14 protein-coding genes and 1 pseudogene are annotated in these 14,697 nt (G+C 63.9%); 10 read left to right on the top strand and 5 right to left on the bottom strand.

What is annotated here, in order from left to right:
* Nucleotides 1-27: 27 nt before the first annotated feature.
* On the bottom strand, nt 28-1,233 hold the full coding sequence (locus ACSKB8_RS11220) for an ABC transporter substrate-binding protein (protein WP_438104076.1): 1,206 nt from the start codon (nt 1,231-1,233) through the stop codon (nt 28-30).
* A gap of 141 nt (nt 1,234-1,374) precedes the next feature.
* Between ACSKB8_RS11220 and ACSKB8_RS11215 the strand changes: the two genes are divergently transcribed.
* The 3 genes from ACSKB8_RS11215 (at nt 1,375) to ACSKB8_RS11205 (ending at nt 3,996) form a co-directional block, all read left to right on the top strand.
* A complete protein-coding gene (locus ACSKB8_RS11215; protein ID WP_438104074.1) occupies nt 1,375-1,704 on the top strand; it encodes a hypothetical protein in 330 nt (109 codons plus the stop codon).
* Entirely contained in the window at nt 1,701-2,471 is a 771-nt protein-coding gene (locus tag ACSKB8_RS11210; RefSeq protein ID WP_438104072.1) for a thermonuclease family protein, read from the top strand. Before ACSKB8_RS11215 ends, ACSKB8_RS11210 begins: the two co-directional genes overlap by 4 nt.
* A 133-nt stretch (nt 2,472-2,604) precedes the next feature.
* Nucleotides 2,605-3,996 carry a M48 family metalloprotease gene (locus tag ACSKB8_RS11205; protein ID WP_438104071.1) on the top strand — a complete coding sequence of 464 codons (1,392 nt, stop codon included), beginning with the start codon at nt 2,605-2,607 and terminating at the stop codon, nt 3,994-3,996.
* A gap of 107 nt (nt 3,997-4,103) precedes the next feature.
* Here the strand turns inward: ACSKB8_RS11205 and ACSKB8_RS11200 are convergent, their stop codons facing one another.
* Nucleotides 4,104-5,432 carry an MFS transporter gene (locus tag ACSKB8_RS11200; RefSeq protein ID WP_091893495.1) on the bottom strand — a complete coding sequence of 443 codons (1,329 nt, stop codon included), beginning with the start codon at nt 5,430-5,432 and terminating at the stop codon, nt 4,104-4,106.
* A 182-nt stretch (nt 5,433-5,614) separates the two neighbouring features.
* On the opposite strand from ACSKB8_RS11200, the gene cyoA reads away from it, so the two are divergent.
* The 7 genes and pseudogenes from cyoA (at nt 5,615) to ACSKB8_RS11165 (ending at nt 12,542) form a co-directional block, all read left to right on the top strand.
* On the top strand, nt 5,615-6,778 hold the full coding sequence (cyoA, locus tag ACSKB8_RS11195) for a ubiquinol oxidase subunit II (protein WP_438104070.1): 1,164 nt from the start codon (nt 5,615-5,617) through the stop codon (nt 6,776-6,778).
* 11 nt (nt 6,779-6,789) lie between these two features.
* A pseudogene (gene cyoB / locus ACSKB8_RS11190) lies at nt 6,790-8,786 on the top strand (cytochrome o ubiquinol oxidase subunit I).
* Nucleotides 8,787-9,416 (top strand): cytochrome o ubiquinol oxidase subunit III, encoded by a 630-nt coding sequence (gene cyoC, locus ACSKB8_RS11185; RefSeq protein ID WP_091893490.1) that lies wholly within the window; start codon nt 8,787-8,789, stop codon nt 9,414-9,416.
* Entirely contained in the window at nt 9,413-9,793 is a 381-nt protein-coding gene (gene cyoD, locus ACSKB8_RS11180; protein WP_091893488.1) for a cytochrome o ubiquinol oxidase subunit IV, read from the top strand. Before cyoC ends, cyoD begins: the two co-directional genes overlap by 4 nt.
* Nucleotides 9,790-10,641: an SURF1 family protein gene (locus ACSKB8_RS11175; RefSeq protein WP_438104068.1), complete on the top strand. Its 852-nt coding sequence runs from the start codon at nt 9,790-9,792 to the stop codon at nt 10,639-10,641. The genes cyoD and ACSKB8_RS11175 overlap by 4 nt, the downstream gene beginning before the upstream one ends.
* Entirely contained in the window at nt 10,613-12,019 is a 1,407-nt protein-coding gene (locus ACSKB8_RS11170) for an ATP-binding protein (protein WP_438104066.1), read from the top strand. Before ACSKB8_RS11175 ends, ACSKB8_RS11170 begins: the two co-directional genes overlap by 29 nt.
* Nucleotides 12,009-12,542 (top strand): response regulator transcription factor, encoded by a 534-nt coding sequence (locus tag ACSKB8_RS11165; RefSeq protein WP_091893483.1) that lies wholly within the window; start codon nt 12,009-12,011, stop codon nt 12,540-12,542. The genes ACSKB8_RS11170 and ACSKB8_RS11165 overlap by 11 nt, the downstream gene beginning before the upstream one ends.
* 263 nt (nt 12,543-12,805) lie before the next feature.
* On the opposite strand, the gene ACSKB8_RS11160 is transcribed toward ACSKB8_RS11165, so the two are convergent.
* From ACSKB8_RS11160 to ACSKB8_RS11150, 3 genes are all read right to left on the bottom strand, one after another.
* Nucleotides 12,806-13,618, bottom strand: a complete 813-nt coding sequence (locus ACSKB8_RS11160) for a CarD family transcriptional regulator (RefSeq protein ID WP_091893477.1) — start codon at nt 13,616-13,618, stop codon at nt 12,806-12,808.
* Nucleotides 13,619-13,963: 345 nt separating this feature from the next.
* The gene (gene fdxA, locus ACSKB8_RS11155) at nt 13,964-14,302 is read right to left on the bottom strand and encodes a ferredoxin FdxA (RefSeq protein ID WP_018643465.1); all 339 of its coding nucleotides are present in this window, start codon (nt 14,300-14,302) and stop codon (nt 13,964-13,966) included.
* Between the two features lie 132 nt (nt 14,303-14,434).
* Nucleotides 14,435-14,686: an RNA-binding S4 domain-containing protein gene (locus tag ACSKB8_RS11150; RefSeq protein WP_438110497.1), complete on the bottom strand. Its 252-nt coding sequence runs from the start codon at nt 14,684-14,686 to the stop codon at nt 14,435-14,437.
* Between the last annotated feature and the right edge of the window lie 11 nt (nt 14,687-14,697).

Raw genomic sequence — 14,697 nt, 5'->3', positions numbered from 1 at the left:
CAATGACGTCGTGACTACGTCACGCCGTCACTTCTTCACCAGCGGGCAGCGCGACTGCTCCAGCGACTGGAACGCCTCGTTGCCTGGCACGGTGGCGAGCAGCTTGTAATCGTCCCAGCGGCCCTTGGACTCCGACGGCTTCTTCACCTCGAACAGGTACATGTCGTGGATCATGCGGCCGTCCTCGCGGATCTTGCCGTTATGAGCAAAGAAGTCGTTGATCGGCGTCTCCTTCATCATCTTCATCACCGCAGCAGCGTCGGTCGTGCCGGCCGCCTTCACCGCCTTCAGATAATGCGTGACGGAGGAGTAGACGCCGGCCTGTGCCGAGGTCGGCGGCCGCTTCACGCGCTCCTGGAAGCGCTTGGAGAAGGCGCGCGTCTCGTCGTTCATGTCCCAGTAGAACGCTTCGGCCAGCAGCAGGCCCTGCGCGGTCTCCAAGCCGATCGAGTCGATATCGGTGACGAAGGCGAGCAGCGGCGAGACCTTCTGGCCGCCCTTCATGATACCGAACTCCGCCGACTGCTTGATGGCGTTGACGGTGTCGCCGCCGGCATTGGCAAGACCAATCACCTTGGCCTTCGAGGCCTGCGCCTGGAGCAGGAACGACGAGAAATCCGAGGTGTTGAGCGGATGACGGACGTTGCCGAGCACCTTGCCACCGGTCTTGGTGACGACGTTGCTGGTGTCCTTCTCCAGGTCCTGGCCGAAGGCATAATCGGCGGTGAGGAAGAACCAGGTGTCGAGGCCCGACTTCACGGCGGCAAGCCCGGTCACGTTGGCCTGGGCGAACGTGTCGAACACGTAATGCACGGTATAGGGACCGCAGGCTTCGTTACTGAGGCGGATCGAGCCGGGACCGTTGAAGATGATGATCTTGTTGCGCGCCTTCGCGATCTCGCCGGCGGCGAGCGCGGTCGCGGACGCCGCGACGTCGTAGATCATCTCGACGCCCTGGTTGTCGAGCATGTCGCGGGCGATGTTGGCGGAGAGATCGGCCTTGTTGAGATGGTCGGCCGCCAGCACCTGAATCTTGCGGCCCAGCACCTCGCCGCCAAAGTCCTCGACAGCCATCTTGGCCGCGGTCTCGCTGCCGGGGCCGGTGATGTCCGCATAGAGGCTCGACATGTCGAGGATGCCGCCGATCTTGAGCGGCGGCTTGTCCTCCGCCTGCACGGCACTCGCACTCAGCGCAAATGCGGCAGCAAAAATGCCCGACAGAATATGCTTCATCGAAAAAGACCTCCCTTATCGCGCCGTGCTCTGATGGCGGCTTGGTTATTGCTCTTGGCCATTGGTCTTGGCTATCGCTATTGGCGGCAATCATGCCGCATGCGCGAGAGGGCAGCAAGCGCGAGGTGCCGTTACAAGCGCATGATTGCCGTGCATGTTTTCCGCAAAGCGGAATGGTGGAGTGGCGAAATGTTTCCACGTCATTGCGAGCGCAGCGAAGCAATCCAGAATCTTTCAGCGGAGAGACTCTGGATTGCTCCGCTCCTCGCAATGACGGCGTGTGAGGCAATGGCGAAGGATCACATGATCTGCCGTAGGGTGGGCAAAGGCGCACTCTTCGCGCCGTGCCCACCGCCCGCGGTGGCCAAAGACGTGGGCACGCTTCGCTTTGCCGACCCCTACGACAGCCCTTCGTCGTTTGCTACATTTGGGTTAGAACTGGTGCGCACGCAACCTCTCCGGATCACGTGACGCGCCCCCTTCACCTCATCGTCGCAATCCTTCTCGTCGCGGGTCACAGCGCATTCGCGAGCCCATGCCAATTCGAGTCCCAAGGCGAGGGCCGTGTCGCCGCGATCGTCGATGCGCGCAGCATCCGCCTCGACGACGGCCGCGAGATCCGCCTCACCGGCATCGAGCCGACGGCGACGACGAAGCAGGTGCTGACCTCGCTGCTCGCCGGCCGCGACGTGACACTACGGAGCCCTGACGACACGCCCGATCGTTACGGCCGCCAGAATGCGCTGGTCTTCGTCGGCGAAAGCGACACCTCCGTGCAGGCGACGTTGCTCGCCCAGGGCGATGCCATCGTCTCCGCCGAGATCGCGGACAGGGACTGCGCGGCCGCCCTGATGGCGTCGGAGGCCGAGGCGCGGCGCCAAAAAAAGGGCAGCTGGGCTGACTCGTCGGCCATAAAAAACGCGGAAAGTCCGGACGATATTTTGGCGGGGATCGGGCGCTTTATGGTGGTCGAGGGCAAAGTCCGGTCGGTCCGGCAAGCTGGGGCAATGACCTACCTCAACTTCGGACGAAACTGGACACGCGGCTTTGCGGCGACTATCTCAAAGCGCACGTTACCGGCGTTCGAAAGCGCCGGAATTACCCTTAAGTCCCTGGAAAATAGACGTATTCGAGTTCGGGGCTGGGTCGAGGGAAACACGGGGCCGCGTATCGATATACGCCTCGTGGGACAGGTCGAGTTGCTAGGCGCAAACGAGCCGACAGGGGTAAGGCCCTAAAAGGGCCGGGCACGGGTTAAGCGACGTGAATGGGGTGCTAGAACGGCACGAACGAGGTGATGGCCGCCGCCTGCGGGCAGCGCCGGCTGCGCTATGCCTTGTCCTGGGCACGGCCTTGGCGGGTTGCGGCGACATGGGCCGGTTCCAGACCGCTGCGACCCCGCCGGTTGTGGCGATGCCCAAGCCGAAGCCTGCTGTGGCGCAGACCCCCGCCACCGAGAAAGAGCATGAGCGCATCCTGGCGAGCTATGGCGGGACTTATGACGATCCCAGGCTGGAATCGCTCGTCAGCAAGACCGTCGACCGGCTGGTCGCAGCCTCCGACCGTCCCGATCAGGGATACAAGGTCACCATCCTGAATTCCGGCGCGGTGAATGCGTTTGCGCTGCCGAACGGCCAGCTCTACGTCACGCGCGGCCTGCTCGCGCTCGCCAGCGACACTTCGGAATTGTCGTCCGTGCTCAGCCACGAGATGGCGCATGTGCTGTCCAAGCACGCCGCGATGCGCGAGGATCAGGCGCGCCAGGCCGCGATCGTCACCCGCGTCGTCACCGACATGAGCAACGATCCCGATCTCACCGCGCTCGCGCTCGCCAAGACCAAGCTCACCATGGCGAGCTTCTCGCGCAAGCAGGAGATCGAGGCCGACGGCATCGGCGTCGGCATTTCCGCCCGCGCGCATTTCGACCCCTACGGTGCCGCCCGCTTCCTTTCGGCGATGGAGCGCAATGCCGAGCTGAAGGCCGGCAAGAGCTCGCTCGATCCGCGCGCGCAGGATTTCACCTCGTCGCATCCGGCTACCCCGGAGCGCGTGCAGAATGCACAGACCATCGCGCGGCAATATTCAGCGCCCGAGGGCGCCGAACGCGACCGCGAAACCTATCTCGCCGCGATCGACAACCTCGTCTATGGCGAAGACCCCAGCGAAGGTTTTGTCCGCGGCCGCAGGTTCCTGCATCCGAAGCTCGGCTTCACCTTCCAGGCGCCGGACAATTTCACGCTCGACAACACCGCGCAGGCCGTGATCGGCGTGCGCGACGGCGGCTCGCAGGCGATGCGCTTCGACGTGGTGCGGGTGCCGGCCGAGCAATCGCTCGGCGATTACCTGAATTCCGGCTGGATGGAGGGCGTTGAGAAGGCGTCCACCGAAGATCTCACCATCAACGGCTTTCCGGCGGCGTCCGCCACCGCCAAGGGCGATCAGTGGCAGTTCAAGGTCTATGCCCTGCGCTTCGGCAGCGACGTCTATCGCTTCATCTTCGCGACACGGCAGAAGTCGACCGAGAGCGACCGCAACGCGCGCGAGACCGTCAACTCATTCCGCCGCCTGACGCTCGACGAGATCCAGGCCGCGCGCCCGCTGCGCATCAAGGTGATTACAGTGCAGCCCGGCGACACCGTGGAATTGCTGTCCCACCGCATGGCCGGCGTCGATCACCCCGCCGAACGTTTCCGCGTGCTGAACGGACTCGATCGCAACGCCCAGGTGAAGGTGCGCGACCGCGTGAAGATCGTGGCGGATTGACGTGCGCTAAGCGCGCGTCATCCCGGAGGCGCTTGAGCGGCGAACGCGAGATCTAGAGCTACGAGCTTCGCTGCCGTAGAGCCTGTGATGTGGGGACGGCGCGAGCCCTACCGCCCCGCATCCATATCGCCGGCCTCGCGCTGGCCGCTGAGCCAGAGCGCGAGCAGGGTCCAGAACGCGCCCGACAGCAGGTACGCACCCGAGGCGATGACGCCGAGATTGGTCGCGAGCAGCAGTGCCACCAGCGGAGCGAAGCCGGCGCCGAACAGCCAGGCCATGTCCGAAGTCAGCGCCGAAGCCGTGTAACGGTACGTCTGCTTGAAGTTCGAGGCGATCGCGCCCGAGGACTGGCCGAAGGACAGGCCGAGCAGGATGAAGCCGATCACCATGTAGATGGTCTCGCCGAACGCGCCGGCGTCGAGCAGCTGCGGGGCAAAGCCGCTATAGATCGCGATCGCAATCGCCGATCCCATCAGCAGCGACTTGCGGCCGACACGGTCGGCGATGATGCCGGAGAGCACGATCGCGACGACCCCGAACACGGCGGCGACGATCTCGATGATCAGGAAGCGCACCGGGCTTTCGCGGGTGAACAGGAACACCCAGGACAGCGGAAACACCGTGACCATGTGGAACAGCGCAAAGCTCGCCAGAGGCGCGAAGGCGCCGAGCATGATGTTCTGGCCTTCGCGCGCGACGGTGTCGGAGATGCGCGCCGGCTGCAATTCGCGGGTCTCGAACAGCGAGGAATATTCTTCCGTCGTCACCATGCGCAGGCGAGCGAACAGCGCCACGACGTTGATGGCGAAGGCGACGAAGAACGGATAGCGCCAGCCCCAATCGAAGAAGTCATCGGCCGAGAGGTTGCCGGCGAAATAGGCGAACAGCGCGCTCGCCACGATCAGGCCGAGCGGGGCCCCGAGCTGCGGCACCATCGCGTACCAGCCGCGCTTCGAAGACGGCGCATTCAGCGCCAGCAGCGAAGCGAGACCGTCCCAGGCGCCGCCCCAGGCCAGACCCTGGGCGAGACGCGCCAGCGCCAGCAGCCAGATCGCGGCGACGCCGATCTCGTGATAGCCGGGCAGGAACGCGAGAGCGACGGTGGCGGTGCCGAGCAGGAACAGCGCCGAGATCAGCTTGGCGGTCTTGCCGTAGGCGCGGTCGACCGTCATGAAAATGACGGTGCCGATCGGCCGGGCCATGAAGGCCAGCGCGAAGATCATGAAGGAATAGAGGGTGCCGGTCAGCTCGCTCGCGAACGGGAACACCAGGCGCGGGAACACGATCACCGAGGCGATCGCGAAGACGAAGAAGTCGAAGAATTCCGAGGTGCGGCCGATGATGACGCCGATGGCGATCTCGCCGGGACTGGCCTGGTCGTGGCCGTGCTCGCCCGAGTGGAGGTCTGCCATTGCGGGGGTCTGTGCCGTCGCCATTCGTGCGCCCTTAACGTCCTGAAAACCAAAGCCGACCGCCCGGCGCGATGCCGGGCATTCTGGTCCTCTCTGACCCAACATTCCGCACTGCAACATTGGACAAATTGTCCAATGTCCGGATTGTTGCGCCGCAGCTACCCCTTGGCCCCGCAAAGGAAACTCATTCTCATAAGGCTCGGCCCGTGTCCCGTCTCAAGATCCTGGCGCTGCTACCACTGGCAGTTGCGCTCAGCGGCTGCAACTACATCGTGCTGGCGCCCGCCGGCGATATCGCTGCCCAGCAGCGCGACCTCGTCATCATCTCCACCGTCCTGATGCTCCTGATCGTCGTCCCCGTGATGGCGCTGACGGTGCTGTTCGCCTGGCGCTACCGCCAGTCCAACAGCTCGGCTCGCTACGAGCCGGAATGGGACCACTCGACCAAGCTCGAGCTGGTGATCTGGTCGGCGCCGCTCTTGATCATCGTCTGCCTGGGCGCACTGACCTGGATGGGCACGCATCTGCTCGACCCCTATCGCACGCTCGGCCGCATCCATGCGGAGCGCGCCGTGGATCAGTCCAAGGCTCCGCTCGAGGTCGACGTCGTCGCGCTCGACTGGAAGTGGCTCTTCATCTATCCGGACTACGGCATCGCCACCGTCAATGAGCTGGCAGCTCCGGTCGATCGTCCGATCACCTTCCGCATCACCGCGTCCTCGGTGATGAACTCGTTCTACATCCCCGCGCTCGCCGGCCAGATCTACGCGATGCCGGGCATGGAGACCAAGCTCCACGCCGTCGTCAATCACACCGGCACCTACAAGGGCTTTTCGGCGAACTATAGCGGCGCCGGCTTTTCCGGCATGCACTTCAACTTCCAGGGCCTCGACGACAAGGGTTTTGACGCCTGGGTTGCCAGCGCCAAGTCGGCCGGCGGCTCGCTCGGCCGCGCTGAATATCTCCAGCTCGAAAAGCCCAGCCAGAACGAACCGGTGCGCCGCTACGGCACCGTCGATTCCGATCTCTACCGGCTGATCCTCAACATGTGCGTCGAGACCGGCAAGATGTGCCAGAGCGAGATGATGGCGATCGACGCCAAGGGCGGCAACGGCCATGAGGGCCTGAACAACACCCTGCCGCTCACTTACGACAAATACGCCCGCCGCGGCACGGTGCTTGGGCCGGAGCCGAGCTTCGTCGCCGGCACCTGCACGCCGGATGCGCCGCAAGGCGCCGCGACCACCGCGTCGATCAAGGCTCCCACCGACACCGCGCCGCTGCTCGGTGCCGGCCTGAAGCGGCCGAGCTTCGCGCCGCTGAAGTCCTCGTCCTTCTTCCTCGGACAGCGTCCGAAGTCAGACTCCTAAAGAGATCCCGCATGTCTCCTGATCTTCTCAAGCTCATCTTCGGCCGGCTCGGCTTCGAATCGCTGCCGCTGCACGAGCCGATCGTCGTCGGCACCTTCGCGGTGGTCGCGCTCGGCGGCGCCGCACTGCTCGGCGGCCTCACCTATTTCCGCCTCTGGGGCTATCTCTGGCGCGAGTGGTTCACCACGGTGGACCACAAGCGCATCGGCATCATGTACATGATCCTCGGCATCGTGATGCTGCTGCGCGGCTTTGCCGACGCACTGATGATGCGCGGCCAGCAGATGCTCGCCTTTGGCGGCTCCGAAGGCTATCTCAACGCCCATCACTACGATCAGGTCTTCACTGCCCACGGCGTGATCATGATCTTCTTCGTGGCGATGCCGCTGGTCACGGGCCTGATGAACTACGTCGTGCCGCTCCAGATCGGCGCGCGCGACGTGTCGTTTCCTTTCCTGAACAATTTCAGCTTCTGGATGACGGTCGGCGGCGCGGTGCTGGTGATGGCCTCGCTGTTCATCGGCGAATTCGCCCGCACCGGCTGGCTGGCTTATCCGCCGCTGTCGAACATCGGCTACAGTCCCGACGTCGGCGTCGACTATTACATCTGGGCGCTGCAGGTCGCCGGCGTCGGCACGACGTTATCCGGCATCAACCTGATCTGCACCATCGTCAAGCTGCGCTGCCCCGGCATGACCATGATGAAGATGCCGGTGTTCACCTGGACCTCGCTCTGCACCAACGTCTTGATCGTCGCCTCCTTCCCGGTCCTGACCGTCGTGCTCGCGCTGCTCTCGCTCGACCGCTATGTCGGCACCAACTTCTTCACGAACGATTTCGGCGGCAGCCCGATGATGTACGTGAACCTGATCTGGATCTGGGGCCATCCCGAGGTCTACATCCTGGTTCTCCCCGCCTTCGGCATCTTCTCGGAGGTCACCTCGACCTTCTCCGGCAAGCGGCTGTTCGGCTACACCTCGATGGTCTACGCCACGGTCGTCATCACCATCCTGTCGTACCTGGTCTGGCTGCACCACTTCTTCACGATGGGCTCGGGCGCCAGCGTCAACTCGTTCTTCGGCATCACCACGATGATCATCTCGATTCCGACGGGCGCGAAGATGTTCAACTGGCTGTTCACGATGTATCGCGGTCGCATCCGTTACGAGCTGCCGATGATGTGGACGATCGCCTTCATGCTGACCTTCGTGATCGGCGGCATGACCGGCGTGCTGCTCGCGGTGCCGCCGGCCGACTTCGTCCTGCACAACAGCCTGTTCCTGATCGCGCACTTCCACAACGTGATCATCGGCGGCGTGGTGTTCGGCGCCTTCGCCGGCATCAACTACTGGTTCCCGAAGGCGTTCGGCTTCAAGCTCGATCCGTTCTGGGGCAAGATGTCGTTCTGGTTCTGGGTCACCGGCTTCTACCTCGCCTTCATGCCGCTCTACGTGCTCGGCCTGATGGGCGTGACCCGGCGCCTGCGCGTGTTCGATGATCCGTCCTTGCAGATCTGGTTCATCATCGCCGCGATCGGTGCCGTCTTCATCTTCATCGGGATTTCTCGATGCTGATGCAGTTCGCGGTCAGCCTCCTCAAGCGCGAGCAGCTCGAGGACGTCACCGGCGATCCCTGGGATGCGCGCACGCTGGAATGGGCGACCTCCTCGCCCCCGCCGGACTACAACTTCGCCTTCACGCCCGTCGTGCACGACAACGACGCGTGGTGGGACATGAAGAAGCGCGGCTACCAGCGTCCGCTCACCGGCTTCAGGCCGATCCACATGCCGAGCAGCACCGGCACCGGCATCATCCTCGCCGGTCTTGCCACCGCGATGGGATTTGGCCTGATCTGGTACATCTGGTGGCTGGCCGCCGCGAGCTTCATCGCGATGCTCGCCGTCGGCATCGGTCACACCTTCAACTATCACCGCGACTTCGACATTCCGGCTGAAGACGTCATCCGGACCGAGGACGCGCGCACCAAACTGCTCGCCGGAGCCAAGTAAATGACTGTCGCGATCAATCCCTCGCAGACCGGCGAGCCGGTCTTCTACCTCGCCGACGAGCACCCGCATCCGGAAGGCTGGAGCACCTCGCTCGGCTTCTGGATCTATCTGATGAGCGACTGCCTCATCTTCGCGATCCTGTTCGCCACCTTCGGCGTGCTCGGCGGCAACTATGCCGCCGGTCCCGCGCCAAAGGATCTGTTCGACCTCGACCTGGTCGCGGTGAACACCTCGATGCTGCTGCTGTCGTCGATCACCTATGGCTTTGCCATGCTGACGATGCAGCAGAACAAGGTTGCCCAGACCCAGATGTGGCTGGCGATCACCGGCCTGTTCGGCCTCGCCTTCATCGGCATCGAGCTCACCGAGTTCGCCCACATGATCCATGAAGGCGCAACGCCGCAGCGCAGCGCCTTCCTGTCCGCCTTCTTCACTTTGGTCGGCACCCACGGTCTGCACGTCTCTTGCGGCCTGATCTGGCTGGTGACGCTGATGGTGCAGGTTTGGAAGTTCGGCCTGATCGAGGCCAACCGCCGCCGCCTGATGTGCCTGTCGATGTTCTGGCACTTCCTCGACGTGGTCTGGATCGGCGTCTTCACCTTCGTCTATCTCCTGGGAGTTCTGCGATGAACACCGATACTCACGCCGCCCACGCCGACGATCATCACCACGGCGACAGCCACGCCCACGGCACGTTCTCGACCTACATGCTCGGCTTCGTGCTCTCGGTCGTGCTGACCGCGATCCCGTTCTGGCTGGTGATGAGCGGTGCGCTGCCGAGCAAGCAGATCACCGCGCTCGTCATTATGGCCTTCGCGGTCGTGCAGATCGTCGTGCATATGATCTACTTCCTGCACATGAACACGACGTCCGAGAACGGCTGGAGCATGATGGCGCTGATCTTCACCATCGTCATGGTGGTGATCGCGCTGTCCGGTTCGCTGTGGGTGATGAACCACCTCAACAGCAACATGATGCCGATCCATCAGATGACGGGCATGAAGTGAGCGAACCCCGGACCGTGACGGGCAAGGCAAGCGGGACGCGCGGCAAGGCTGCGCGATCCCCGTCCCTGTGGCTCACGGTCCTCTCGCTGACGGCGATTACCCTTCTGATTGCGCTTGGCGTCTGGCAGATCGAGCGCCGCGCCTGGAAATTGGCGCTGATCGACCGCGTCGAGCAGCGCGTTCATGCCCCGGCGGTGCCGATCCCCTCGGCCGCTGCGTGGCCCACGATCAGCGCCGCGAACGACGAATACAGGCATGTCAGCGTCACCGGCCATTTCCTGCATGACCGCGAGACGCTGGTTCAAGCCGTCACCGAGGAAGGCCCCGGTTATTGGGTGCTGACGCCGCTCAAGCGTGACGACGGCACGGAGGTCCTGATCAACCGCGGCTTCGTGCCGTCCGAGCGGCGCGACGCATCGACGCGCCGGAACGGCAATCCCGACGGCCCGGTCGAGATCACCGGCCTGTTGCGCATGACAGAGCCGAAGGGCGGATTCCTGCGGAACAACGTGCCCCAGCACAACCGCTGGTACTCGCGGGATGTCGCCGCGATCGCAGCGGCACGCGGCCTCCACGAGGTCGCGCCCTTTTTCGTGGATGCCGACGCCGGATCACAAATTGCCGGCGGTCCGATCGGCGGATTGACCGTGATCCGCTTTCCCAATAACCACCTGATCTACGCGCTGACGTGGTTTGCCCTGGCCTTCATGCTGGTCGGCAGGCTTTTCGTCACATTCGGCGGCGGGCTGTTCCGCCGCAAACGCTTCGTCCATGAACCGGCCGGCGGCTCCGATGCCGCTGCCCGCAGGACGGGATCAGATGCTGGAACGATCGTCGAGCCGACCTGACGACGCAAAGTCGAGTTCCCGGACGCTTGCCCATGGCGGCGAGCTGGCCGTGACGCTGCAGTCGCAGGCGGACGCGCGCGGCGAGTTGATCGGCACTGCTCCCACCGACGACGAGACCAACCGCAAGAACATGGCGCTGCTGATCCAGCTGCGCTGGACCGCGGTGGTCGGCCAGATCGTGACCATCGGCGTCGTGCATTTTGGCCTGGGTATTGTCTTGCCGTTGGAACGGATGGGCGCGGTGATCGGCGCGCTGGTGCTGCTCAACGTCTCCAGCCTGGTCTGGGTGCGCCATCGCGCGGCGATCACCAACAATGAGCTTTTGGTCGCGCTGATGCTCGACGTCGCCGCGCTGACCGCGCAGCTCTTCCTCTCTGGCGGCGCCACCAACCCCTTCACCTCGTTGTTCCTGCTCCAGGTGACGCTGGGCGCGGTGCTGCTCGACGCCCGCTCGACCTGGTCGCTGGTGGCACTGACTTGCGCGAGTTTTGTGTGGCTGACGCTCGCTTACCGGCCGCTCGACCTGCCGCCAAATCCCATCAGCGAGACCTACAGCCTCACCGTGACAGGCATGCTGCTGGGCTTCGTTCTCAACGCCGTGCTGCTGGTGGTGTTCGTCACCCGCATCAACAGGAATTTGCGCGAGCGCGACGCGCATCTGGCGGCGCTGCGCCAGCATGCGGCCGAGCAGGATCACATCGTGCGCATGGGCCTGCTCGCCTCCGGCGCGGCCCATGAGCTCGGCACCCCGCTGGCCTCGCTCTCGGTGATCCTCAGCGACTGGCGCCGCATGCCCGATCTCGCCGCCGATCAGGAACTCGCCGAAGATCTCGCGGAGATGGAAACCTCGCTGCAACGCTGCAAATCGATCGTCACGGGCATCCTGGTGTCGGCGGGCGAAGCGCGCGGCGAAGGCTCCTCGCCGACGACGGTGACGGCCTTTGTCACTGCACTGGTGGAGGAATGGCGCGATGCGCGCTCGGCGCGCACGCTCTACTTCGTCAATACGTTCGGCGAGGACGTCGCGATCGTCTCCGACGTCGCGCTGAAGCAGGTGATCTTCAACGTGCTCGACAATGCCTACGAGGTCTCGCGGGAATGGGTCGAGCTCGTCGCCGAGCGCGAGGGCGACAATCTCGTGCTGGCGATCAGCGACCGTGGCCCGGGCTTTGCGCCGGAGATGCTGGCGCAGCTCGGAAAGCCCTATCAGTCGAGCAAGGGTCGTGCCGGCGGCGGGCTCGGCCTGTTCCTGGTGGTGAACGTGGTGCGCAAGTTGGGGGGCAGCGTGACCGCCGAGAACCACAGGAAGCGCGGCGCCACCGTTCGCCTCACGCTGCCGCTCGCAACGCTTGCGATCGGAGGGAATTTTGACGCCTGACCGCTCGCTCATCGTCGTCGAGGACGATGCCGGCTTCGCCCGCACGCTGAAACGCTCGTTCGAGCGCCGCGGCTACGAGGTCGTGCTGGCCGCCTCGATCGAGGAGGTGCGCCAAGTGCTGGAGGAGCGATCCTTCGGCCATGCCGTGGTCGACCTCAAGCTCGGCGGCGCCTCCGGGCTTGCCTGCGTCGAGCTCCTGCACACGCATGATCCCGACATGCTGATCGTGGTGCTGACCGGCTTTGCCAGCATCTCCACCGCCGTCGAGGCCATCAAGCTGGGGGCCTGCCACTATCTGGCGAAGCCGTCGAACACCGACGACATCGAGGCCGCCTTCAACAAGGCCGAAGGCAACGCCGAGGTCGCGCTCGACACCCGGCCGACATCGATCAAGACGCTGGAATGGGAGCGCATCCACCAGACCCTGATCGAGACGGATTTCAACATCTCGGAGGCGGCACGGCGGCTCGGCATGCATCGGCGCACGCTGGCGCGGAAGCTGGAGAAACGGCCGGTGAAGTGAGGCGAAGGCCGGGACCCATAACCACAGTGAGTAGTTTGGCGCGAGATGATCATTGGTAGTCTTTGCCAAATGCAATTCGGTGGTTATGGGTGCCGGCCTTCGCCGGGACGACACCGCATTTCTTGAACCGGCTTCGCTCCCATTCTCTCCTCGTTGTTCTGGACCAGCGAGCACCGATCCAGTATCTCCGCGCGAGTGCAGACCCAAACAAAAAGCCCGGCCAAACGGCCGGGCTTTTGATCTCTTGCAATCGACTGAGGCGCTTACGCGGCCTCGTCGGCGACGGTGGTGTCGTCGCCATCGGTATCGTCGGTATCGCCCTCGGCATCCGAATCGGCTTCGCCGTCGGCGGCTTCCGCCTTGGCGTTGGCGCGGCGCGGGCTCTTGGCGAGCTGGGCCTCGATCTCCTTGACCGCTTCGGTCTCGGTCGAGTGCTGCACCACCGCGATCTCGCGGGACAGACGATCGAGCGCCGCTTCATAGAGCTGGCGTTCGCTGTAGGACTGCTCCGGCTGCGACTCCGAGCGGTAGAGGTCGCGCACGACTTCCGCGATCGCGACGATGTCGCCCGAATTGATCTTTGCTTCGTATTCCTGGGCGCGGCGCGACCACATGGTGCGCTTGACGCGGGCGCGGCCCTTAAGTGTCTCCAGCGCCTTCTTGACCAGCGCCGGATCGGACAGCTTGCGCATGCCGACATTGGCGACCTTGGCGGTCGGAACGCGCAGCGTCATCTTGTCCTTGATGAAGTTGATGACGAACAGCTCGAGCTTGGCACCGGCGATCTCCTGCTCCTCGATGGCCAGGATCTGGCCGACGCCGTGAGCGGGATAGACGACGAATTCGTTGGCCTTGAAGCCCTGACGCTGCGTCACGACCTTCTTTTCCTCGACCTTCGGCGCAGCAGCGGGCTTGGCGGCCGGCTTGGCAGCGGCAGGAGCCTTGGCATGAGCAGCAGCAACGGGAGCCTTCGGCGCGGCGGGCTTGGCAGCGTGAGCCTTCGCAGGATGAGCCTTGGCAGCAGCAGGCTTGGCAACGGTCGCTTTCGCGGCCGGTTTGGCAGTCTTGTTAGGCATTGCGCTTCTTTTGTTCTTCGAGGACTTTGCAGCCGGCGCCTTCGTCGCGGTCCGACCCTTGGATGCGCTACGGCTGGCCGCGGCGACTTTTTTGGCCTCCTTATGGGAAGCCCTCGCTGAAGTACTCTTTTTACGCGTTTTCTGTGACACAGCCTGCGCGCGGAAAACTGCCACGCCCCTGTTCGACATTTGGTTTCACGGGAACCCAGAGGGGCCAACGGGGCTGACGGGGTTCGGCTTAATGTGCCCAATATAGCACATTTCCCGCAAAAATCAATGATTTAGGGGTCTTGAGGGCTGGTTTTCGGCGGCAACGCCGCTAATAGGGTTAAGTTTGGGCCCTAATTAGTCTCCCGAGCCCGGGTTCGGAGAAAAATATTTCTCGAACTTGCCTTCCATGCCGTCGAATTCCTTGGCATCGGCGGGTGATTCTTTCTTCTGGGTGATGTTCGGCCAGCTCTTGGCGTAGTCGGCGTTGACCTGGAGCCACTTTTCCAGACCCGGTTCCGTGTCCGGCTTGATGGCGTCGGCGGGGCATTCCGGCTCGCACACGCCGCAGTCGATGCACTCGTCGGGATGGATGACGAGCATGTTGTCACCCTCGTAGAAACAGTCGACCGGGCAGACCTCGACGCAGTCGGTGTACTTGCACTTGATGCAGTTTTCAGTGACGACGTAAGTCATCCAACGCTCCGAAAAGCTCTTTTAAAAGTCGCGGCTTGCGTAGCGCGGATGGCCCGGCGCTGCAAGGTCGGCAACAGCCGATCATGACACTTGTGTGCGTTTGATCGGCCAAGAAATGAATACCAAGCGCAATTAATTGCGCTCGCCGAGCTCTTCGTAGAGCGCGCGGGCCGAGGCGGCATCGCCGCGGCGTTCGTTGAAGGCGGTGACCTTCAAGACGCGCACGGTGCGATCGAGCGCGATGGTGAGGACATCGCCGAGCTTGATCGCATGCCCCGGCGATGTCTCGCGTGCGCCGTTGACGCGAACGTGGCCGGTGACGACCAGTTCAGCGGCGGAGGTGCGCGCCTTCACCACGCGGGCGTGCCACAGCCATTTGTCGATGCGCTGCCGCT

This window comes from Bradyrhizobium sp. BR 1432 (assembly GCF_051547705.1).
Taxonomy (GTDB): Bacteria; Pseudomonadota; Alphaproteobacteria; order Rhizobiales; family Xanthobacteraceae; genus Bradyrhizobium; species Bradyrhizobium zhanjiangense.
This window is presented reverse-complemented; position numbering and strand designations above follow the sequence as displayed.

Bases quoted from the DNA above. Each gene is read 5' to 3' on its own strand.
- ACSKB8_RS11205 (WP_438104071.1), top strand. From the start codon at position 2,605: ATGGGCCGGTTCCAGACCGCTGCGACCCCGCCGGTTGTGGCGATGCCC.
- ACSKB8_RS11215 (WP_438104074.1), top strand. From the start codon at position 1,375: ATGATTGCCGTGCATGTTTTCCGCAAAGCGGAATGGTGGAGTGGCGAA.
- ACSKB8_RS11170 (WP_438104066.1), top strand. From the start codon at position 10,613: ATGCTGGAACGATCGTCGAGCCGACCTGACGACGCAAAGTCGAGTTCC.
- ACSKB8_RS11160 (WP_091893477.1), bottom strand. From the start codon at position 13,618: ATGCCTAACAAGACTGCCAAACCGGCCGCGAAAGCGACCGTTGCCAAG.
- cyoD (WP_091893488.1), top strand. From the start codon at position 9,413: ATGAACACCGATACTCACGCCGCCCACGCCGACGATCATCACCACGGC.
- fdxA (WP_018643465.1), bottom strand. From the start codon at position 14,302: ATGACTTACGTCGTCACTGAAAACTGCATCAAGTGCAAGTACACCGAC.
- ACSKB8_RS11220 (WP_438104076.1), bottom strand. From the start codon at position 1,233: ATGAAGCATATTCTGTCGGGCATTTTTGCTGCCGCATTTGCGCTGAGT.
- cyoC (WP_091893490.1), top strand. From the start codon at position 8,787: ATGACTGTCGCGATCAATCCCTCGCAGACCGGCGAGCCGGTCTTCTAC.
- ACSKB8_RS11200 (WP_091893495.1), bottom strand. From the start codon at position 5,432: ATGGCGACGGCACAGACCCCCGCAATGGCAGACCTCCACTCGGGCGAG.